The sequence below is a fragment of the Pseudomonas sp. NPDC089395 genome, from assembly GCF_044749525.1.
Lineage (GTDB): Bacteria > Pseudomonadota > Gammaproteobacteria > Pseudomonadales > Pseudomonadaceae > Aquipseudomonas.
Map to the genome: position 1 here is coordinate 25,568 of NZ_JBIVID010000006.1, position 18,981 is coordinate 44,548.

Here is an 18,981-nt window from a genome sequence, read left to right on the forward strand (position 1 = left end):
TCACCTCAGTGCAGATCGGCCAGGGAGCGGGCATCGCGCAGTTGCCACACGCGCTCGATCAGAACCTGGCCCTGGGCCGGAGTGCGCGCGCCGGAGTACGCCAGCAGGCGCTGGAACTTGGCCTCCAGCTCAGGGCGCGACAGGGTATTGCCGGAATCGCCCTTGGGTTCGTCGATGGCCGCGTGGAAACGGCGGCCGTCGTTGCAGGTGACCTCGACGCGGCCCAGCCAGCGGGCCGGGTAGGCGGCGTCCACTTCAGGGTCCAGTTTCATCAGCACCTTGTCGCGAAACGCCGCCACGTGCGGATCGGTCAGCGCCAGGTCGCGAAACTCCAGCAGCTGCGCACTGCCATGCACGGCGATCAGGCCGAGCACGGTGCCCATGGAGAACTTGGCTTGGTGCACGGTGGTGGGCGTGGTGACCCGGCCCAGCACGTCGATCGCGCCCTGGTGCACGTGGGTGACCACCTGGGCGATCTCGGCATGGCCCAGCCCTTCGCGGGTCATCAGCTGCAACAGGGCATCGGCGGCGGGGTGGGTGTGGCGGCACGAGGCGTGGAACTTGAACGAGGTTTCCACCAGCGCCCAGCGTGCACCCAGGCGGTCGCTCAGGCGCGCCGGGTCGGCGTCGCGGGACATGCCGGCCGCCAGGCCTTGCTCGCCTTCGAGGATGTTGCGCGCACCGCTCAGGCCATCGGCGGTCAGGTAGGCGGCCAGCAGGCCATCGGCGGCCGCCTTGGCCGTGTGCAGCTGCTTGGAATCGGCGGCGTCGCGCAAGAACTCCCACAAGCCGGCGGCCTGGGTGCCGGCGCTGCCCAGCAGGTTGATGAACTGCTCCTGGTTGAAGTCCAGCAGCTTGCCCACGCCCACCGCGGCGGCCAGGGTGCCGACGGTGGCGGTGGTGTGGAAGATGCGGTAGTGCGAACGGCCAAGGAACTCACCGATGCGGATCCCCGCCTCATAACCGGCCAGCGCCGCCAGCAGCAGGTCCTGACCGGATTTGCCGAGGTCCTGGGCGGCCGCCAGCACGGCGGAGAACACCACGGTGGCGGGGTGCAGCACCGAGCTGTTGTGCAGGTCGTCCTGTTCGACCAGGTGCGAGGCGGCGCCATTGACCAGCGCGGCGAAGTAGGGCGAAGACGTGCGCCCGCTGGTCAGCACCCGCGCGCTGCCTTGCGCCGGCCCCATGCGTTCGGCATAGCGCTCGAACAGCGGGATCGGGTGCGCACCTTGGCTGGCCAGGGCTGAGCCCAGCCAGTCGAGGAACAGGTCTTCGGTGCGGTCCAGCACGTGGCCTGGAATGTGCGCGTAACGCAGGTCGGCGAGAAAGCCCGCCAGGGCTTGGGTATGTTGCATGTTCAGGCCCTCAGAAGCTGCGCGGCAGTTCGAGCAGGTGCTCGGCCACGTAGGACAGGATCAGGTTGGTGGAGATCGGCGCCACCTGGTACAGGCGGGTTTCGCGGAACTTGCGCTCGACGTCGTACTCGCAGGCGAAGCCAAAGCCGCCGTGGGTCTGCAGGCAGGCGTTGGCGGCCTCCCACGACGCCTTGGCGGCCAGGTACTTGGCCATGTTGGCGCTGGCCCCGGCGTTCTGCCCGCTGTCGTACTCGGCACAGGCGCGCCAGCGCATCAGGTCGGCCGCCTCGATTTCGATATGGGCCTCGGCAATCGGGAACTGCACGCCCTGGTTCTGCCCGATCGGGCGGCCAAACACCACGCGATCGCGGGCGTAGGCGCTGGCCTTTTCGATGAACCAGCGGCCGTCACCGATGCATTCGGCGGCGATCAGCGTGCGTTCGGCGTTGAGGCCGTCGAGGATGTACTTGAAGCCTTTGCCTTCTTCGCCAATCAGGCTGCTGGCCGGAATCTGCAGGTTGTCGAAGAACAGCTCGTTGGTTTCGTGGTTGACCATGTTGGCGATCGGTTGCACGGTGAGGCCGTTGCCGATGGCCGCGCGCAGGTCGACCAGGAAGATCGACATGCCTTCGGACTTTTTCTTCACTTCGGCCAATGGCGTGGTGCGGGCCAGCAGGATCATCAGGTCGGAGTGCTGGATGCGCGAGATCCACACCTTCTGGCCGTTGATCACATAGGTGTCGCCCTGGCGCACGGCAGTGGTCTTGATCTTGGTGGTGTCGGTGCCGGTGGTGGGCTCGGTCACGCCCATCGACTGCAGGCGCAGTTCGCCGTTGGCGAGCTTGGGCAGGTAATGGCGCTTCTGTTCCTCGCTGCCGTGGCGCAGCAAGGTGAACATGTTGTACATCTGGCCGTGCACGGTGCCCGAGTTGCCACCGCAGGCGTTCACTTCTTCAAGGATCACCGAGGCCTCCGCCAGGCCCAGGCCGGAGCCGCCGTATTGCTCAGGGATCATCGCCGACAGCCAGCCGGCGTCGGTCATGGCTTTGACGAACGCTTCCGGGAAGCCCTTTTCTTCGTCGATCTTGCGCCAGTAGCTGGCGTCGAATTCGGCGCACAAGGCGCGCACGCCTTCACGGATGGCAGTGAGGTCTTCGCTGTCGTACTTATGCATGCAGGCAGTCTCTGTCGGGTTTCAGTCGAAAAGCACTTCGGCGCTCTGTGCCACGCCATCGGCATTGCCGGCCCACAGCTGGGCCTGGCCCGGCGCGCTGATACGCCCGGCCACTTCGAAGGGGGTGGGCAAGGTCAGCGGGCGCACGCCGCGATAGGCGAAGTGCCGCACCTGTTTGCCGGGGTTGGCGCGAATGAAGGCGCGCAGGTTGAGGGTGGCGATCAGGGGACCGTGCACGACCAGGCCGGGATAGCCTTCGGTGGCGGTGACGTAGGGCTGGTCGTAATGGATGCGGTGTCCGTTGAAGGTCACGGCGGAGTAGCGCAGCAGCAAGGTTGGCGTCGGCGCCACGGCCTCGTTCCAGTCAGCCGGCTCAGCGGCTTGCGCGCTGCTGCGCTTGGGCGGGTTGGGTTCGCGGTAGACGATGTCCTGCTCTTCGCGCACGCACAACTGACCGTGCTGCGAATAGTCATGGCGCACGGTGACGAACAGCAAGGCGCCGGTGCGGCCGTGCTTTTCCTCGATGTGCACGATGGTCGACAGGCGATGGGCCTCGGCACCGACCTTGAGCGGGGCGATGAACTCGACCCGGCCCCCGGCCCACATGCGGTTGCGGTTGTCGGCCGGGGGCAGGAAGCCGCCGCGGGCCGGGTGGCCGTCACTGCCCAGTTGCGCTTCGGCCACCGGTTCCTGGAAGAAGCACCACATCCACAACGGTGGCAACGGTTGCCCGACGGCGGGCGCGGTCTCGCCGAAGGTGGCGGCGATACGCTTGATCAGGTTGCGGCTGAGCTCATCGACGGCTTCTTCCGTGCGGCCGAGCCAGGCACGGTAATCCGTGGGTGATTGCGTGGCAGTCATAACCATTGGCCTCTGCATTTGTTGTTATGCATGGATCATGCGAGCTGTTTGGCATTCTGTGAATTTACATTTGTGTGAAGCAGCGTTCGTGTATGCTGAACGCCGTTTTCGCCTGTACGGGCCTCATCGGCCACAACCGGAGCCCCAATGCATTTCGACCTGGCAGACCTGCGGCTTTTCATTCATATCGGCGAGTCACCCAGCCTGACCCAGGGCGCACGCCGGGCGTTTCTGTCGCCGGCCGCCGCCAGTGCGCGGATCAAGGCGCTGGAGGCGCAGCTCGACACGCGCCTGCTGTACCGTGACAGCCGTGGCGTCGAGCTGACCCCGGCCGGGCACAAGCTGTTGACCCATGCGCGCCTGATCATGCGCCAGGTGGACTACCTGAAAGCCGAGTTCACCCAGTTCGGCACCGATTCGGCCGGGCATATCCGCATCTTCGCCAACACCACGGCGGTGACCGAATTCCTCCCCGAAGTGCTGGCCGGCTTTCTCGCCCAACGCCCGGGGGTCACGGTCGACCTGCAGGAGCGACTGTCGAGGGATATCGTGCGCGGCGTGCTCGATGGCAGCACCGACATGGGCATCATCGCCGGGCCTGTGGAAGCCAGTGGCCTGCAGGTGATGCACTTCAGCACCGACCGCCTGGTGCTGATCGTTCCGGTAGGGCACGAACTGGCGTCACGCCAACGGGTGTCCTTCAAGCAGACCCTGGATTTCCAGCATATCGGCCTGCACGACGGCAGCACCTTGTTGAGTTTCCTGCGCGACCATGTCGAGCGCATGGGCATGACCCTGTCGCTGCGCATCCAGTTGTCGAGCTTCGAGGCTATCTGCCGGCTGGTGGAGGCGGGGGTGGGGATCGGCATCATTCCCGAATCGGCGGCGCTGCGGCACAGCCAGACCATGGACCTGGTCACCATCAGCCTCGATGAGCCTTGGGCAGTACGGGAACGGAGCATTCTGGTGCGGGAGCTGGAGGCTTTGCCCGGCACGGTGCGGGCGTTGATCGCGACCCTGATGCCGCAGGCCTGAAACGCATTTGGGCCGCTAGAAGAAACTGCGCTGGGCCTTGAACGTCACCATGCTCTGGCAATAGGTATTCATGCCCGCATAGGCCTCGCAGCCACCGCCATCGAGGTCGGAGTTGCTGTAGATCAGGTTGAGGTCAAGCCCCAGCCAAGGCCGCGAGAGTTCCAGCGACCAGTCGGAAAACCCGCTGACCTGGCTGCCGTCGCCGATGGTGAATGGGGTGCCCAGGCGATGGTGGGCCATCTTGACGGTGAGGTCGACGTCGAACAGCGGCAGCTGGCCGAGGTCGGCGAACAGGGTGCCGGTGCGGTGGTCGGGGGTGTCGCGCAAGGCCCCGCCAAAGCGGCTGCCCAGGACCGAGATGCCGCCGTACAGGGCATAGCTGTCGGCGCCTGCGATGTTCGGCTGGCTGTAGTGGATCAGGCCCATCTCGTAGCCCAGGGTGCTGTCGAAGTGATGCTTGTAGCCCAGGTAGCTGTCCAGGCGCAGGGTGGAATCGGGCGTCACGCCCATGCTCGGCGCGTACTGGCCGAAGTACCAGCCGCTTGGGTGGCTGAGGTCGAGGCCGCCGTGGAAGGCGCCGACTGCGCTCGGCGAGATCAGCCCTTGGGCCATGGTGCGCGAAGCGGTGGTGCCGAGCTTGAAATCGAAGTCGCCCAATTGACGCTGGATCTGTTGGGCCAGCAGCGCCGGGCTGAAGAGCAGGGCTGCACTCAGCAACAGCAGGGGCCTGGTCATGGTCACCGTCCTGGAAGGCTTGCACTTGAGCAGTCCAGCATACCTGGGTTGGCCGGCAGGGCAAACCGCGGGGTGTGGCTCACAGCGGTTGGGCGATTTCGATCAGGTTGAGGTCCGGGTCGCGCACATAGACGGAGAGGATCGGCCCGGTCGCACCGGTGCGTTGTATCGGCCCCTGCAGGATCGGCCATTGAGCGTGCTGCAGATGGGCGATCACCTGTTCCAGGCCGACGCTGGCGATGAAGCACAGATCGAGTGCGCCAGGCACGGGCAGGTGGGCCTTGGGTTCGAACTCCTGGCCGCGGACATGGATGTTGATCTTCTGGTTGCCGTAACGCAGTGCCAGCCGCCCGGCACCGAAGGTTTCCAGTTGCATGCCCAGTACCCGGGTGTAGAAGTCGGTGCAGGCTTCCACGTCGCAGGTGGTGAGCACCAGATGGTCCAGGTGATCGATCATTGGCAACCTCAGGCTGGGGGACTGACGTAGCGCAGTCCGGCCCGGGCCATGATAGTGCACCCTGCGAGGCTTTCGACAACTGTGATGGCCGTCGTGTGGAAAGCTCAGCCTTTGCTAACCTTAAATTCCACGCGGTAAGGCCCCGAGGGGAACTGTGATGCGCAAGCCATTGCTCTACGTCGTGGCGGGTGTGCTTGGCCTGGGTGTCGTTGCCAGCTACTTCCTGGCGCGAGACCCTGCGACACCTGTAGCACCCGCAACAACCGCAGCCCCAGCTGCAGCTGCAGCTCCAGTCACACCCCCAGCTCCCGCCCCGGCCCCGGCTGCCGAGGCGCCAGCGCCCAAGCAGACCGTGTTCAACCAGGAGCAACTGGACCAGATGATGGCACCCATTGCCCTGTACCCCGATTCGCTGTTGGCCCAGGTGCTGATGGCGTCCACCTATCCTGGCGAAGTGACCGAAGCCGTGGCCTGGTCCAAGGCCAACCCCAAGGCCCAGGGCGATGAGGCGGTCAAGCAAGTGGCGCAGCAGACCTGGGACCCGAGCGTGCAATCATTGGTGGCGTTCCCGCAGGTGCTGGTACTGCTCGGCCAGGACCCGGTCTGGGTGCAACGGATGGGCGACGCGTTCCTGGCGCAGCCCGACGATGTGATGGCTTCGGTGCAGCGCCTGCGGCAACAGGCGAAGGCGGCCGGCAACCTGCAGAGCAACCAGTACCAGAACGTTACGGTTCAAGCCGCGCCGGCATCCGCTCCTGCTGCATCCGGCGGCGCGAGTTCGACGAGTGCCCCGGCCAGCAGTTCATCGACCATCATCATCGAGCCCGCCAACCCACAGGTGGTGTACGTGCCCAGCTACAACCCCACCACGACCTACGGCACCTGGGCCTACCCCTCGTCGCCGCCGGCCTACTACCCGCCGTCACCGTTGTATACCGCCGGCACCGCGCTGATGGCGGGGCTGGCCTTCGGCACCGGCGTTGCGATCGTCAACTCGCTCTGGGGCGACTGTGACTGGGATGACCACGACATCGACGTGGACGTGAACCGCTACAACAACATCAATGCCAACAACCGCATCGGCAACAACCAGGGCAAGTGGCAGCACAACGCGGTACACCGCGATGGCGTGCCCTACCGCGACAACCTCAGCCGCCAGCAATATGGTCGCCAGCTCGACGGCGCCAGCCAGCGCGCGGCCTTCCGTGGCGACGATGCCCAGCGTGCCCAGGCGCGCGACCGCGCCCGGACTTCGATGGACCAGGCAGGCATCGAGCGGCCGGCCACGACCAACAGCGAGGCGCGCGACCGCGCCCGTGCCTCGATGGACCGGGCCGGCATCGAGCGGCCGGCCACGGCCAACAACGACGCGCGCGAACGCGCCCGTGAGTCGATGGACCGGGCCGGTATCGAGCGGCCGGCCACGAGCAATCGCGAAGCCCGCGACCGGGTGCGTGAGACCCAGACCGAAAGACCGCGCGCGACGGACCGCCAGCAGAACACCCGACCCACCCGCGAGAACGTGCAGGCCAGGAACCAGAATCCCCAGGTCAACCCGCGCCGACAAGGTGACGGCCAGGCGCGCCAGAAGCTGCAAGACCGCCCCAGAAGCAGCGCCGGCAGTGCCCGCAACAATGCCTTCGACGGCGTGCGCTCGCCTGCGCGGACCCACGCCCAGGCCAATCGCGGCCGCACCAGCCAGACGCTCGCCCAGCGGCCGAATACCTCGCGTGCAGCAGGGCATACCATTTCTAGGCCCAGCGCGCCCGCGCGCCGCGGTGGTGGGGGAGGAGGCCGTCGATGAAACGCATGAGCATGCTCGCCCCATTGATGTTGGCCATGGCGATGGCGTGGCCGTGTTGGGCCGCTACCCAGGAGGCGTTTCCGACACCCGAAAAAGCCGTGGAATCCCTGGTCGCCGCCTTGGGTACGGAGAAGGCCGACGAGGCCCGTCTGGCGCAGTTGTTCGGTGAAGACTGGCGCACCTACATTCCACGCGAAGGCGTGCAGCGCAGCGATGTGGATGAATTCCTGCAGCAGTACCACCAACAGCATCAGATAGAAAATCAAGGCGATACCAAGGCCATCCTGGCGGTGGGCAGCGAACATTGGACCTTGCCCATTCCACTGGCCAAGGCCGCCAACGGTTGGCACTTCGACCTCAAGGCCGGCAGTGCCGAGATCCGCGCGCGGCGCATTGGCCGCAACGAACTGGGTGCGCTGCAATCGGTGCTGGCCTACCACGATGCACAAATGGACTACGCCTCGCAGGACCGTAACGGCAACGGCGCGCTGGAGTATGCCCAGCAGATCTTCAGCACCCCCGGCAAGCACGACGGCTTGTTCTGGGAAGACGAAGCGGATGGCCAGGTCAGCCCGCTGGGCCCGCTGTTCGGCCAGGACGTGGTGGGGGACGACTGGTACGGCTACCACTTCCGCATCCTCGATGGCCAAGGCCCCTCGGCCCCGGGGGGGGCCTACAGCTACCTGATCGGCAACCAGATGAGCCGGGGTTTTGCCCTGGTCGCCTGGCCGGCCAAGTACAACGACACCGGGGTGATGAGCTTCATGATCAGTCATGACGGCCAGGTGTTCGAGAAAGACCTGGGTCCGCAAGGTGACAAGCTGGCCAAGGCCATGAAGCGCTTCGACCCGGACGACAGCTGGAAAGAGGTGAACCAGGACGGCAACGATTGAGCCGCGCTAGCGCCCCAGCAATTGCCCCAAAAGCCACTGCCCGGCGGGCCCCAGTGCACGTTGCCGTGACCAGGCCACGTCCATGGCGACCCGCCTCGGGTAGCCCGCCACCGGCAGCTCCACAAGGCCACTGCCAAAGCGCGCCACCAGCGCGGTGGGCAGTTCTGCCCAACCAAAGCCACGTACCGCGAACTCCAGCAGGGTCAGGTAGTCCGGCGCCGACCAGGCCTGGCCACGGCCATGGTGCAGGCTGGGGGCGTAGGTCTTCATGTACAGCTGGCGCTCGGCTTGCAGATCCTCCGCTTGCAGCATCGGCCGTTTCGCCAAGGGGTGATCGCAGCTCACGTAGAGCTTGAACTCGGCCTGTTCAGGCAAACGCGCCACCCTGACATCGGCGGGGTAGTGCTGCTGTGCGGCCAGGATGCCGATTTGCGCCAGGCCCTGCTGGACCAGTTCGACCACATCGGCGTCTTCGGAAGGCCCCCAGCGCAGTTCGGTGTGGGGGTACAGTTGCGCGAAAAGGCTCATCGCAGCCCCTTGGGACGTCACGCTGTAACTGTCCGACATCACCACCGACACCAAAGGCTCGACCTGCCCGGCCAGGCGCACCGCCAGGGCATCGAGGCGGGCGCTGGCGTCGAGTATCGCTTCAACGTGCCCCAGCACCTGGCGCCCGGCCGCATTCAGCGTGGGGTGGCGGCCGGCGCGGTCGAACAGGGGGCAACCCACGTCGGCCTCGAAGTTGGCGATGGCGATGCTGATGGTCGACTGACTTTTGCGCAGCTTGCGGGCAGCGGCGGAAAACGAGCCGAGGGCGGCGGCTTCGACAAAGGCGACGAGGGCTTCGGGCGAGTAGCGCATAGGTATGGATAAAACCGATAGGAGCTAGGCCATGAGTATCAGTTCCATCAAAGAAAATGGGAAGCACCCGATGGGCGCTGGCGCCTCCTTTCGCCGTTAGTGTCTGGAGGCTGCGCGCACCTCGCGGGCGGTGCAGCCGAAGTACTGGCGAAACGCCCGGGTGAACTGCGCCTGGTCGGCAAAACCGCAACGAAACGCCAGTTCGCCGATCGGCAGGTGGCATTGCGGGTCGCGCAGCTGCCGGTGCACCGCCTCCAGGCGCTGCTGGCGTATCCATTCGCCGAGGGTATAGGCGGTGCTGGAAAACAGCTTGTGCAGGTAGCGCAGTGAAAGCCCGCAGGCGTTGGCGATGGCCTGCGGCGACAGCTCAGGGTCGGCGAGGTTCTGCAGCACGTAGTGCTCGACCCGGGTCAGGTGCAGGGTGCTGAGGTTGGACCCTTCACTGCCGAGCACGCGTTCGTCCTGCTGCAGCGCCAGCAGCAAGGTGGCCATGGCCTGCTCCAGCAACAGGTGGCGGGCAACCTGCGGGTTGGCGTCGAAGTGCCGGGCACACAGGTCCAGTTGCTCGACGAAGATAAGCCCCAGGCCCTGGGTGGCATCGAAACAATGGCGGGTGTAACGCCGGTGCCCGCGCAGGTGGCCCTTGAGGGCACTTTCGGGAAGCTTGAGCACCCACAGGTCATTTTCCGCGCCGTACTGGAAACGGTAGGGTGCATCGCCGCGCTCGACGATGAAGCCGCCCGGGCGGCAGCTGAGCTGGTGGCCGTCCTGCTCGAAGTGCACCTCGCTGCGGCTGGGCACGGTGACCAGGTAGAACGCCTCGCGGTCCTGGCCGATCTGCGCCTTGCTGCGCGAATAGCCAAGCCGGCTCGAGCGCAGGCGCGACAGGCTGCAGGGTGTGCTGGGCGTGCTCCAGCGCTGCAGATGGCCATCGAAGGGTTGCTCGGCGGCGAACGCCAGGCTCAAGGGAAAGTAGGTGTCACTGACGGCTTCGGCCCAGCGCGCCTGGCGCTCGGGCAGGGCCCAGCTGTGGGTCGAGATTTCTGTCGGCATCATCGGTCCTTTTTCAAAGAAGGCAGCATTGAAAAAAGGAACTGCAGGCAAGCTACTCAAGCAGCTCTTGTTATTGTGCAAGCCGCCCGGCAGCGCGAGGCTGCCGGGCGGCTTTGTGCGCCGACCACTGTATCAGGCGACGGGTGTCAGCCGGTAGGTCGCCGACGGTTCCAGGCAGGCCTGCCAGCCCGGCGGTACGACGATGTTGGTGGTGTCCTCTTCGATCACGCAGGGGCCGTGCACCCTTTGTCCCGGTAACAGGCGATTGCCATTGAACACCGGCGTGGCTTGCCACTCACCCTCGGCGCTGAAGCGCATCGGGCGCTGGCTGTCCGGTACTGCCACAGGTACTTCGGCCGGGCCTTGCAGCAGCGGTTGGGGCGGGCGTGGCAGGTGGCCGATCACTGAGCATTCCAGGTTGACCAGCTCAACCGGGCTACCCGGCTCACTGTAGGAGTACAGCGTCTGGTGGCGCTGGTGGAACGCCTCGATCAGCGCGCCCAGGCCGGTGCTGTCCAGCGCGTCAGCCTCCCACTCCACGCTGCACTCGTGGATCTGCCCCGCGTAGCGCATCTCCAGGGTGTAGTGGCAACTGCTGGCCTGATCGCCGAAACCGTCTTCGCGCAGGTTCGCCATACCCTGCTGGCGCAGATCGGCCAGCGTGCGGTTGAGCAACGGCAGGTCGGCATGCGCCGCGTCCAGGCGCATCGACAGGCTGGTGAGCTGGTCGTAGCGCACATCGGAAAGAATCTGGCCAAAGGCGCACAAACCCGACGCGACCTTGGGGATCAGCACGGTACGCATGCCGATTTCCTCGGCCAGCCGCACCACGTGCATCCCGGCCGCGCCACCGGCACCGATCAGGGCGAAGTCACGCGGGTCGTGACCCCGTTCGATGGAGACGCGGCGAATGCCATTGACCATGTTCAGGTTGACCAGGGTGGTAATGCCGAAGGCGGCACGCTCCACGCTGATCCCCAGCGGTTCGGCGATCTTGCTGCGAATGGCCTCCAGCGCGGCCTGGCGGTTCAGGCGGATGCTGCCGCCCAGCAGTGCCCCGTCCGGCAGGTAGCCCAGGACCAGGTTGGCATCGGTCACCGTCGGCTCCGTGCCGCCTTTGCCGTAGCACACCGGCCCCGGCGTGGCGCCGGCGCTGCGCGGGCCGACCTGGAGCATGCCCAGGGTGTCCAGCGAGGCGATGGAGCCGCCACCGGCACCGAGGGTTTCCACCTGGATCATCGGTACGCCGATGCGTTGGCGCAAAAAATCCACGTCCTTGCTGAAGTTGGTACGCCCGGCGTTGGTCAAGGTGATGTCGAACGAGGTGCCGCCCATGTCCACGGTAATGACATTGTCGATGCCGAACGGCCTGGCCACCGACAGGCCGGCCTGGGGTGCCGAGGCCGGGCCTGAGTTGATCGCGTTGACCGCCCGTTCGCGCATCAGGTGGCCGGGGGCCAGCCCGCCGTTGGACTGGAAGTAGCGCACCGGTTGATGCGCGCCGAGTTCCTCGAACAGCGCGTCGATGCGTGCCACATAGCGGGCCATCACCGGGCTCAGGTAGGCGTTGACCACGGTGGTGGAGGTGCGGGTGTATTCGCGGATCTGCGGGAACACTTCGACACCGGTACAGACGAACACGCCAGGCAGCGCGGCGCGCACCAGCTCGGCGGCGCGTTGCTCGTGGCTGGGGTTGCGCACGGACCACAGGAACGAAATGGCCACCGCTTCGACGCCCTCGGCGCGGAAATACGCGATGGCCTGGTGCACGGCCTGTTCGTCCAGCGGGCTGTGCTCGCGGCCATCGCCCAGGATCCGCCCGCCGATGGGCCGGCGCAGGTGCCGTGGCGCCAGCATGAACGCCGGCGGGTAGTGGGCGTCGTAGCGGTGGCCTTCTTCCTTGTGGCCAAGGCGGATTTCCAGGCTGTCCTCATGGCCTTCGGTGCACAGCAGGCCGACCTTGACGCCGGTGCGTTCGATCAGCGCGTTGAGGGCCACGGTGGTGCCGTTGATGCACAGGTCGCAATTGGCGATCACTTCGGCCGGACTGTGCCCGGTGGCGTCGGCGATCTGCGCCAGCCCGGCGCGGATCGCCAGGGTGCCATCGTGCGGGGTGGAGGGCGCCTTGAACAATTGCACGCCGCCGTCACGGTCGGCCAGGATGAAGTCGGTGAAGGTGCCGCCGGCGTCGATGCCCAGGCGATATTGGTTGCGCATGTTGGATCTCCGGTCAGAGCTGGCCGCGGGCAGCGTGGGTGGCGGTTTCGTCGAGGTGGCCGTCGGCGTCGACGATCACGCGGTAGTCCAGGGCCGCGCCCTGGGGGGACACCAGGCCATTGCGCAGGTCTTCGAGTACGGAGGTCACCGGCCGGCGCAGCGGGTCGCCGTAACCGCCGCCGCCCGGGTTGATGTTGATGATTCGCTCGCCGGGTTGCAGGGTCAGCATCGGGTTCTGCAGGTAATGGTCTTCCTGGCCGTCGGCATGGCGGTGGATCAGCCGGCCGAGCTTGGGTTGCAGCAGGCCATTGCGTGCTCCCGCGGCACCTGCGGTGGGCAGTTGGCGGCCTTCGCCGAAGCCGACCACGGTCATGGCGTGGTCCAGGGGTTCGATCTCCAGGCGCGTGCCGGAGCCGCCGCGGTATTCGCCGGCGCCTCCGCTGTCGGCCATCAGGCTGTAGCGGTGGATCAGGATCGGATAGGCGTGTTCGAGCAGCTCGATGTCGCCGCTCATCAAGGCGCCGAAGCAGCACAGCGGCCCGCAGGCATGCCAGCCATCCATCACCTGGTTGGCGCCTGCGCCGGAGATGATCGAGGCCAGCACCATGGTCACGTACTCGCTGTTGCCATGGCGAGGGTCATGGCCGGCGATGTTGATGCCGCTGGTGTGCCCCCAGGAGGCGGTGACCCGCTGCGGCGAGGCCTGTTCCAGCGCGGTGCGCACGGCATCGGCCAGGGTTTCCATCGGGGTGGTGGTGCAGTTGACGTGGGGCGCGGGTTCGGCCGCGTTGCACAACGTGCCCTTGGCGCCGACATCCACGCTCACGCAGCGGTACAAGCCTTCGTTATAGGGCGGCGCGACCTGGGCGAACATCATCAGGCCCAGGTACACGCCCGAGACCGAGTTGCCTTCGTAGGAATTGATGAAGTAGGGCACCTGGGGCGGGCTTTCGATGCGCACGTGCGCCGTTTCGCCGCGGATTTCCACGTGTGCGGTAATCGCCAGCTCGCCCAGTCCATGCCCGGAATCTTCCAGTACCGCAGTGCCGCTGTAGTGCCCGTCGGGTACATCGCGCAGCAGTGCGCGCATATGCCGGTCGGCCATGTTCTTCAACTCGGCGATGCACGCACGCACCTGCGCCACACCGTATTTGTCCAGCAGATCCAGCAAGTGCCGCTCGCCGACCTTGCAGGCGCCGTACTGGGCGTTGAGGTCGCCTTCCTGATAGGGGCGGGCGCGCATGTTGGTGAGCATGAAGTTGATCACGTCCTCACGCCGTTTGCCCCGCTCCCACAGCTTGACCGGCGGGATGCGCAGGCCTTCGGCGTAGATCTCCTTGGCATCGGGGTTGTAGCCGGCCGGCACCGGGCCGCCGATATCGGTCAGGTGGCCTTTGCACACGGTCCAGAACACCAGCTCGCCCTGGTAGAACACCGGTTTGTACATGCAGCAGTCGAGGATGTGGCTGCCTTTGTAGGCCGGGTCGTTGTGGTAGATCACATCGCCTTGCGCGATGTCGTCGCCGAAAAACCCGGCCACGCATTTCATCGCCGGAATCAGCGAGCCCAGGTGAATCGGGATGTCCTGGCCTTGCAGGATCATCTCCGGCAGGTGGTCGAACAGCGAGTTGGAGTAATCGTGCGCCAGGTTGAACACGCTGGAGCGGCCAGTCTTTTCGAGGGTCAGGGTCATCTCGCGCTGCGCCGTCTCCAGCGCACCCCGCACGACCGCCAGGGTAATCGGGTCAACTGAATTCATAGGTCACCGAGGTTTTTCTTGTGTTTTTGGGTGAGGCCGCGGCTGGCGACCTGTGGTGACAGGCTACGGGGGAAGGAGAACGCTGACTTGTCGTTGGGTGTACCCGTTGTTGCGTTTGCGCGCACGTACCAATCAGCAGCCACGGCTGCGGACGCGCAGCGCGCAGGTATAGATAAAATCGATAGGAGCTATGTCGCGGGTATCAGTTCCATCAAAGAAAATGTGAATCACGACGTATTCACATGATGGAATCTGCAATGAAAAAGACTTCTTTCACCGAGCGCCTGGTCCATGCCGTTGGCTATGAAGTGTTCGCTGTGCTGCTCTGTGCGCCGCTGTTGTCCTGGGTGATGGGCAAGTCGCTGGCCACCGCCGGTGCCTTGGCCATCACCTTGTCGGTGATCGCGATGCTGTGGAACATGCTCTACAACGCGCTGGTGGACCGTGTGGTGAAGACCGAACGTATCCACTGGAAGGCCACCACGCGGTTCATCCATGGCCTGGGTTTCGAAGCTGGGCTTGTGGTGTGGTGCTTGCCGGTAGCGGCGTGGATGCTGGAGATCTCGCTGTGGCAGGCGTTCATGGTCGAGTTGGGCTTCTTCGTCGTCATCCTGCCCTACACCGTGCTGTACAACTGGGCGTTCGACCGGGCTCGGTACTTCGTGCTGCAGCGCCGTCTGGCGGCTTGAAGCGGCCTTAGCCGATCGGGTCCTGCCCCAGCACCTTGCTCAAGGCCACCCGTGCGTCTTCCAGTTGCACCAGTGAAGCATGCCGGGCGCCCAGGGCGTCGCCGTTCTGGATGGCAGTGAGAATCGCCTTGTGCCGCGGCAGGGCCAGTTCGTCGAAGTTGGCGCGCTGGTTGGAGTAGCGCACCGATTCGCGCAGCGCCATCGACAGCATGTTGCACAGGTAGGCCAACAGGTCATTGTGGGTCGCGTCGGCGATGCGCGAATGGAAGTCGAGGTCGGGCTGCAGCCGTTCTTCGTGGCTGCGGGCGGCTTCCATGCGCTGGTAGGCCTCGCTGATCGAGGCGACGTCGGCGGGGGTGGCGTTGGTGGCGGCCAGCGCGGCGGCCGCGGGTTCGATGACCCAGCGCACGCTGGACAGGGTGTTGAAGAATTCCTGCTGCGGCGTGGCTTGCATCAGCCAGTGCAGCACGTCGGGGTCGAGCATGTGCCAATCGTGGCGCGGACGCACCAGGGTGCCTACGCGGGGGCGGGCTTCGACCAGGCCCTTGGCGGTGAGGGCGCGCATCGCTTCACGGAACACCGGCCGGCTGATCGCGTAGGCTTCGCACAGGCTGGCCTCGGCGGGCAGCTTCTGCCCGGGCGCGAGTTGGCCGGAAACGATCTGCAGGCCCAGGTCCTGGACCAGGGTGGCGTGCATGCTCTTGCGCGAGGTGGGCTGGCGGTAGTTCATGTGGGGCGGGGGCGATCCATCGGGCGGGGCTGGGCATCATAGCACTGGCTTGGGTGAGTGTTGTTCATGAGATCGAGCGCCGCGCGGGCGGCGCTCGAGCTACGCAACACCATCACGCCCAAGGCGAATCAATGCGAATGCTTGGGCACCGCCGCTCCCCGGCACCCGACCAGGAAGTCGAAGTCGCACCCTTCATCCGCCTGCATCACATGGTCGAGGTACAACCGCGCATACCCGCCGCTGATCAGCTGCTGCGGTGCCTGCAGGTCCGCCAGTCGCCCCGCCAGTTCGTCGTCGGAAACATCCAGGTGCAGGCGCCCCTCATGGCAGTCAAGTTCGATCCAGTCCCCCTCGCGCACCGCCGCCAAAGGCCCGCCAGCCGCTGCTTCCGGCGCCACGTGCAAGACCACGGTGCCATACGCGGTGCCACTCATGCGGGCATCGGAGATGCGCACCATGTCGGTGACGCCCTGGGCCAGCAGCTTGGCCGGCAGGCCCATGTTGCCGACCTCGGCCATGCCCGGGTAACCCTTGGGCCCACAGTGTTTCATCACCAGGATCGAGCTGGCATCCACGTCCAGCTCAGGGTCGTTGATGCGCGCCTTGTAATCCTCGAAGTTCTCGAACACCACGGCGCGGCCGCGATGGCGCATCAGCGCCGGGGTGGCGGCCGACGGCTTGAGTACCGCGCCCTTGGGTGCCAGGTTGCCGCGCAGGATGCAGATACCACCCTCGGCCACCAAGGGCCGGTCGATCGGGCGGATGACTTCATCGTCATACAAAGGTGCGCCCTGGCAGTTGTCCCACAGGCTCTTGCCATTGGCGGTCAGCGCGTCGGGGTTGGGCAGCAGGGCGTGTTCGCCCAGGCGGCGGATCACCGCAGGCAGGCCGCCGGCGTAGTAGAACTCCTCCATCAGGAAGCGTCCGGACGGCTGCAGGTCGACCAGGGTCGGCGTGCCGCGGCCGATGCGGGTCCAGTCTTCGAGTTGCAGGTCGACACCGATGCGCCCGGCAATGGCCTTGAGGTGAATCACCGCGTTGGTCGAGCCGCCGATCGCGGCGTTGACGCGGATGGCGTTCTCGAACGCTTCGCGGGTGAGGATCTTCGACAGGCGCAGGTCTTCGTGCACCATGTCGACGATGCGCATGCCCGACAGGTGGGCGAGTACGTAGCGGCGTGAGTCCACCGCCGGGATCGCCGCGTTGTGCGGCAGCGAGGTGCCCAGGGCTTCGGCCATGCAGGCCATGGTCGACGCCGTGCCCATGGTGTTGCAGGTGCCCGCCGAGCGCGACATGCCGGCCTCGGCCGAGAGGAATTCATTGAGGTCGATCTGCCCCGCCTTGTACTGCTCGTGCATCTGCCAGACGATGGTCCCGGCTCCAATGTCGCGACCTTTGTGCTTGCCATTGAGCATCGGCCCACCGGTGACCACGATGGCCGGCACGTCACAGCTGGCAGCGCCCATCAGCAGGGCGGGGGTGGTCTTGTCGCAGCCGGTGAGCAGCACCACGGCGTCCACCGGGTTGCCACGGATCGATTCTTCCACGTCCATGCTCGCCAGGTTGCGAGTGAGCATCGCGGTCGGGCGCAGGTTGGACTCGCCACTGGAAAACACCGGGAACTCCACCGGGAAGCCGCCGGCTTCCAGTACCCCCTTCTTCACATGCTCGGCAATCTTGCGGAAGTGGGCGTTGCACGGGGTCAGCTCGGACCAGGTGTTGCAGATGCCGATGATCGGCTTGCCCTGGAATTCGTGGTCGGGGATGCCCTGGTTCTTCATCCAGCTGCGGTACATGAAGCCGTTCTTGTCGGCGCTGCCGAACCATTGGGCCGAGCGCAGGGGGCGTTTGCTATCAGACATTGCGGGCACCTCATTAGTAATACTATTTGTCGTTATGTTGGCGACTCTACCGATAAAAACGCGGCATGTGAAGGCTTGTCGTTTTAAATAGTAATACTATATGATCCTTCTACTCGCTGGAGGTCTGCCCCTAAAACCCCGGCTGTGTGCTGTCCCCATTACAAAAACAATTGGAGACCTCGCCATGATTCAGGAGCAGCGGCTCGTCCGCCTGATCACGCTGAAACTCATCCCCTTTCTGGTCCTGCTTTACCTGGTGGCCTACGTCGACCGCTCGGCGGTGGGCTTTGCCAAGCTGCACATGGGTGCCGATATCGGCCTGGGCGATGCTGCCTACGGGCTGGGTGCCGGGCTGTTCTTCATCGGTTACTTCTTCTTCGAAGTGCCCAGCAACCTGATGCTCGATCGCTTCGGTGCACGCCGCTGGTTCGCCCGCATCCTGCTGACCTGGGGTGCGATCACCGTCGGCATGGCGTTCATCACCGGGCCTACTGGCTTCTATGTGATGCGCTTCCTGCTGGGGGCGGCCGAAGCCGGGTTCTTCCCTGGTGTGCTGTACTACATCACCCAGTGGTATCCCGTGCGCCATCGCGGCAAGATCCTCGGCTTCTTCATTCTTTCCCAGCCGCTGGCGATGCTGGTGACCGGCCCGCTGTCAGGGGCGCTGCTGGGGCTGGACGGCAACCTTGGACTGCATGGCTGGCAATGGCTATTCATCTGCATCGGCACCCCGGCGGTCCTGCTGGCATGGCCGACCCTGCGCCTGCTGCCAGATGGCCCGGACAAGGTGCGTTGGCTCAGTGACGAACAGCGCAGCTGGCTCAAGGAGCAGTTGGCCAACGACCTGCGCGAATTCGGCCAGACCCGCCACGGCAACCCGCTGCATGCCTTGAAGGACAGCCGAGTGCTGCTGCTGGCGCTGTTCTACCTGCCGGTGACCTTGAGCATTTATGGCCTGGGCCTTTGGTTGCCGACCTTGATCCACCAGTTCGGTGGCAGCGACCTCACGACCGGTTTCGTCTCGGCGGTGCCGTACCTGTTCGGCATCATCGGCCTGCTGATCATCCCGCGCAGCTCCGACCGCCTCAACGACCGCTATGGCCACCTTGGCTTCCTCTACGCCCTGGGTGCCTTGGGCCTGTTCCTCAGTGCCTGGCTGAGCGCGCCGGTGCTGCAGCTGGGGGCGCTGTGCCTGGTGGCCTTTGCGTTGTTCTCCTGCACGGCGATCTTCTGGACCTTGCCTGGGCGGTTCTTCTCCGGGGCCAGCGCGGCGGCCGGTATCGCCCTGATCAACTCGATCGGCAACCTCGGTGGCTACCTGGGCCCGTTCGGTATCGGTGCACTCAAGGAACACACCGGCCAGCTTTCGTCAGGTTTGTACTTCCTGGCCCTGGTGATGCTGTTCGGGCTGGTGCTGACCGGCGTCGTCTACAACCGCCTGGAGCGCCGCCAGCGCCTGGCAAACACGCAGGTGGCAGATGCCTCCCGCTGAAATC

The 18,981-nt window shown here is 65.5% G+C and carries 16 protein-coding genes; 5 read left to right on the forward strand and 11 right to left on the reverse strand.

Going from position 1 to position 18,981, the window contains the following annotated elements; genetic code table 11:
• Positions 1–5: 5 nt before the first annotated feature.
• Genes ACIPZG_RS14745 through ACIPZG_RS14755 form a run of 3 tightly spaced genes read right to left on the reverse strand, consistent with a single transcriptional unit; the run spans position 6 to position 3,390 of the window.
• Positions 6–1,355, reverse strand: coding sequence for an MmgE/PrpD family protein (locus tag ACIPZG_RS14745; RefSeq protein WP_400714883.1), 1,350 nt, complete (start codon positions 1,353–1,355; stop codon positions 6–8).
• A gap of 10 nt (positions 1,356–1,365) precedes the next feature.
• A complete protein-coding gene (locus ACIPZG_RS14750; protein ID WP_400714886.1) occupies positions 1,366–2,529 on the reverse strand; it encodes an acyl-CoA dehydrogenase family protein in 1,164 nt (387 codons plus the stop codon).
• Between the two features lie 21 nt (positions 2,530–2,550).
• Entirely contained in the window at positions 2,551–3,390 is an 840-nt protein-coding gene (locus ACIPZG_RS14755; protein WP_400714889.1) for a MaoC family dehydratase N-terminal domain-containing protein, read from the reverse strand.
• Positions 3,391–3,537: 147 nt separating this feature from the next.
• Between ACIPZG_RS14755 and ACIPZG_RS14760 the strand changes: the two genes are divergently transcribed.
• A complete protein-coding gene (locus ACIPZG_RS14760; RefSeq protein ID WP_400714892.1) occupies positions 3,538–4,425 on the forward strand; it encodes a LysR family transcriptional regulator in 888 nt (295 codons plus the stop codon).
• Positions 4,426–4,440: 15 nt separating this feature from the next.
• Here ACIPZG_RS14760 and ACIPZG_RS14765 read toward each other — a convergent pair whose 3' ends face one another.
• Together ACIPZG_RS14765 and ACIPZG_RS14770 are read right to left on the reverse strand one after the other, a co-directional pair.
• Positions 4,441–5,160, reverse strand: a complete 720-nt coding sequence (locus tag ACIPZG_RS14765; protein ID WP_400714895.1) for a TorF family putative porin — start codon at positions 5,158–5,160, stop codon at positions 4,441–4,443.
• A gap of 79 nt (positions 5,161–5,239) precedes the next feature.
• Complete coding sequence (locus tag ACIPZG_RS14770) at positions 5,240–5,617, reverse strand: VOC family protein (protein WP_400714898.1); 378 nt, start codon at positions 5,615–5,617, stop codon at positions 5,240–5,242.
• 157 nt (positions 5,618–5,774) lie between these two features.
• Between ACIPZG_RS14770 and ACIPZG_RS14775 the strand changes: the two genes are divergently transcribed.
• Together ACIPZG_RS14775 and ACIPZG_RS14780 are read left to right on the forward strand one after the other, a co-directional pair.
• Positions 5,775–7,421, forward strand: coding sequence for a DUF3300 domain-containing protein (locus tag ACIPZG_RS14775; protein ID WP_400714901.1), 1,647 nt, complete (start codon positions 5,775–5,777; stop codon positions 7,419–7,421).
• Entirely contained in the window at positions 7,418–8,314 is an 897-nt protein-coding gene (locus ACIPZG_RS14780) for a DUF2950 domain-containing protein (RefSeq protein WP_400714904.1), read from the forward strand. Before ACIPZG_RS14775 ends, ACIPZG_RS14780 begins: the two co-directional genes overlap by 4 nt.
• Positions 8,315–8,320: 6 nt before the next feature.
• Here ACIPZG_RS14780 and ACIPZG_RS14785 read toward each other — a convergent pair whose 3' ends face one another.
• The 4 genes from ACIPZG_RS14785 to ACIPZG_RS14800 form a co-directional block, all read right to left on the reverse strand.
• A complete protein-coding gene (locus ACIPZG_RS14785) occupies positions 8,321–9,175 on the reverse strand; it encodes a LysR family transcriptional regulator (protein WP_008093549.1) in 855 nt (284 codons plus the stop codon).
• A 96-nt stretch (positions 9,176–9,271) separates the two neighbouring features.
• Positions 9,272–10,228: an AraC family transcriptional regulator gene (locus ACIPZG_RS14790; RefSeq protein ID WP_400714907.1), complete on the reverse strand. Its 957-nt coding sequence runs from the start codon at positions 10,226–10,228 to the stop codon at positions 9,272–9,274.
• A 132-nt stretch (positions 10,229–10,360) separates the two neighbouring features.
• A complete protein-coding gene (locus ACIPZG_RS14795) occupies positions 10,361–12,445 on the reverse strand; it encodes a hydantoinase/oxoprolinase family protein (protein WP_400714910.1) in 2,085 nt (694 codons plus the stop codon).
• Positions 12,446–12,458: 13 nt separating this feature from the next.
• A complete protein-coding gene (locus tag ACIPZG_RS14800; RefSeq protein WP_400714913.1) occupies positions 12,459–14,204 on the reverse strand; it encodes a hydantoinase B/oxoprolinase family protein in 1,746 nt (581 codons plus the stop codon).
• A 257-nt stretch (positions 14,205–14,461) separates the two neighbouring features.
• Here ACIPZG_RS14800 and ACIPZG_RS14805 point away from each other — a divergent pair, with 257 nt between their 5' ends.
• Entirely contained in the window at positions 14,462–14,893 is a 432-nt protein-coding gene (locus ACIPZG_RS14805; RefSeq protein WP_400714915.1) for a multidrug/biocide efflux PACE transporter, read from the forward strand.
• A 7-nt stretch (positions 14,894–14,900) separates the two neighbouring features.
• Here the strand turns inward: ACIPZG_RS14805 and ACIPZG_RS14810 are convergent, their stop codons facing one another.
• The gene (locus ACIPZG_RS14810) at positions 14,901–15,623 is read right to left on the reverse strand and encodes a FadR/GntR family transcriptional regulator (protein WP_400714918.1); all 723 of its coding nucleotides are present in this window, start codon (positions 15,621–15,623) and stop codon (positions 14,901–14,903) included.
• 128 nt (positions 15,624–15,751) lie between these two features.
• Positions 15,752–17,485, reverse strand: a complete 1,734-nt coding sequence (locus ACIPZG_RS14815; protein ID WP_400714921.1) for an IlvD/Edd family dehydratase — start codon at positions 17,483–17,485, stop codon at positions 15,752–15,754.
• 184 nt (positions 17,486–17,669) lie between these two features.
• Here ACIPZG_RS14815 and ACIPZG_RS14820 point away from each other — a divergent pair, with 184 nt between their 5' ends.
• The gene (locus ACIPZG_RS14820) at positions 17,670–18,977 is read left to right on the forward strand and encodes an MFS transporter (RefSeq protein ID WP_400714924.1); all 1,308 of its coding nucleotides are present in this window, start codon (positions 17,670–17,672) and stop codon (positions 18,975–18,977) included.
• The last annotated feature ends 4 nt before the right edge of the window (positions 18,978–18,981 follow it).

Coding starts and splice junctions, on each gene's coding strand:
- ACIPZG_RS14745 (WP_400714883.1), bottom strand. CDS start 1,355: ATGCAACATACCCAAGCCCTGGCGGGCTTTCTCGCCGACCTGCGTTAC.
- ACIPZG_RS14750 (WP_400714886.1), bottom strand. CDS start 2,529: ATGCATAAGTACGACAGCGAAGACCTCACTGCCATCCGTGAAGGCGTG.
- ACIPZG_RS14755 (WP_400714889.1), bottom strand. CDS start 3,390: ATGACTGCCACGCAATCACCCACGGATTACCGTGCCTGGCTCGGCCGC.
- ACIPZG_RS14760 (WP_400714892.1), top strand. CDS start 3,538: ATGCATTTCGACCTGGCAGACCTGCGGCTTTTCATTCATATCGGCGAG.
- ACIPZG_RS14765 (WP_400714895.1), bottom strand. CDS start 5,160: ATGACCAGGCCCCTGCTGTTGCTGAGTGCAGCCCTGCTCTTCAGCCCG.
- ACIPZG_RS14770 (WP_400714898.1), bottom strand. CDS start 5,617: ATGATCGATCACCTGGACCATCTGGTGCTCACCACCTGCGACGTGGAA.
- ACIPZG_RS14775 (WP_400714901.1), top strand. CDS start 5,775: ATGCGCAAGCCATTGCTCTACGTCGTGGCGGGTGTGCTTGGCCTGGGT.
- ACIPZG_RS14780 (WP_400714904.1), top strand. CDS start 7,418: ATGAAACGCATGAGCATGCTCGCCCCATTGATGTTGGCCATGGCGATG.
- ACIPZG_RS14785 (WP_008093549.1), bottom strand. CDS start 9,175: ATGCGCTACTCGCCCGAAGCCCTCGTCGCCTTTGTCGAAGCCGCCGCC.
- ACIPZG_RS14790 (WP_400714907.1), bottom strand. CDS start 10,228: ATGCCGACAGAAATCTCGACCCACAGCTGGGCCCTGCCCGAGCGCCAG.
- ACIPZG_RS14795 (WP_400714910.1), bottom strand. CDS start 12,445: ATGCGCAACCAATATCGCCTGGGCATCGACGCCGGCGGCACCTTCACC.
- ACIPZG_RS14800 (WP_400714913.1), bottom strand. CDS start 14,204: ATGAATTCAGTTGACCCGATTACCCTGGCGGTCGTGCGGGGTGCGCTG.
- ACIPZG_RS14805 (WP_400714915.1), top strand. CDS start 14,462: ATGAAAAAGACTTCTTTCACCGAGCGCCTGGTCCATGCCGTTGGCTAT.
- ACIPZG_RS14810 (WP_400714918.1), bottom strand. CDS start 15,623: ATGAACTACCGCCAGCCCACCTCGCGCAAGAGCATGCACGCCACCCTG.
- ACIPZG_RS14815 (WP_400714921.1), bottom strand. CDS start 17,485: ATGTCTGATAGCAAACGCCCCCTGCGCTCGGCCCAATGGTTCGGCAGC.
- ACIPZG_RS14820 (WP_400714924.1), top strand. CDS start 17,670: ATGATTCAGGAGCAGCGGCTCGTCCGCCTGATCACGCTGAAACTCATC.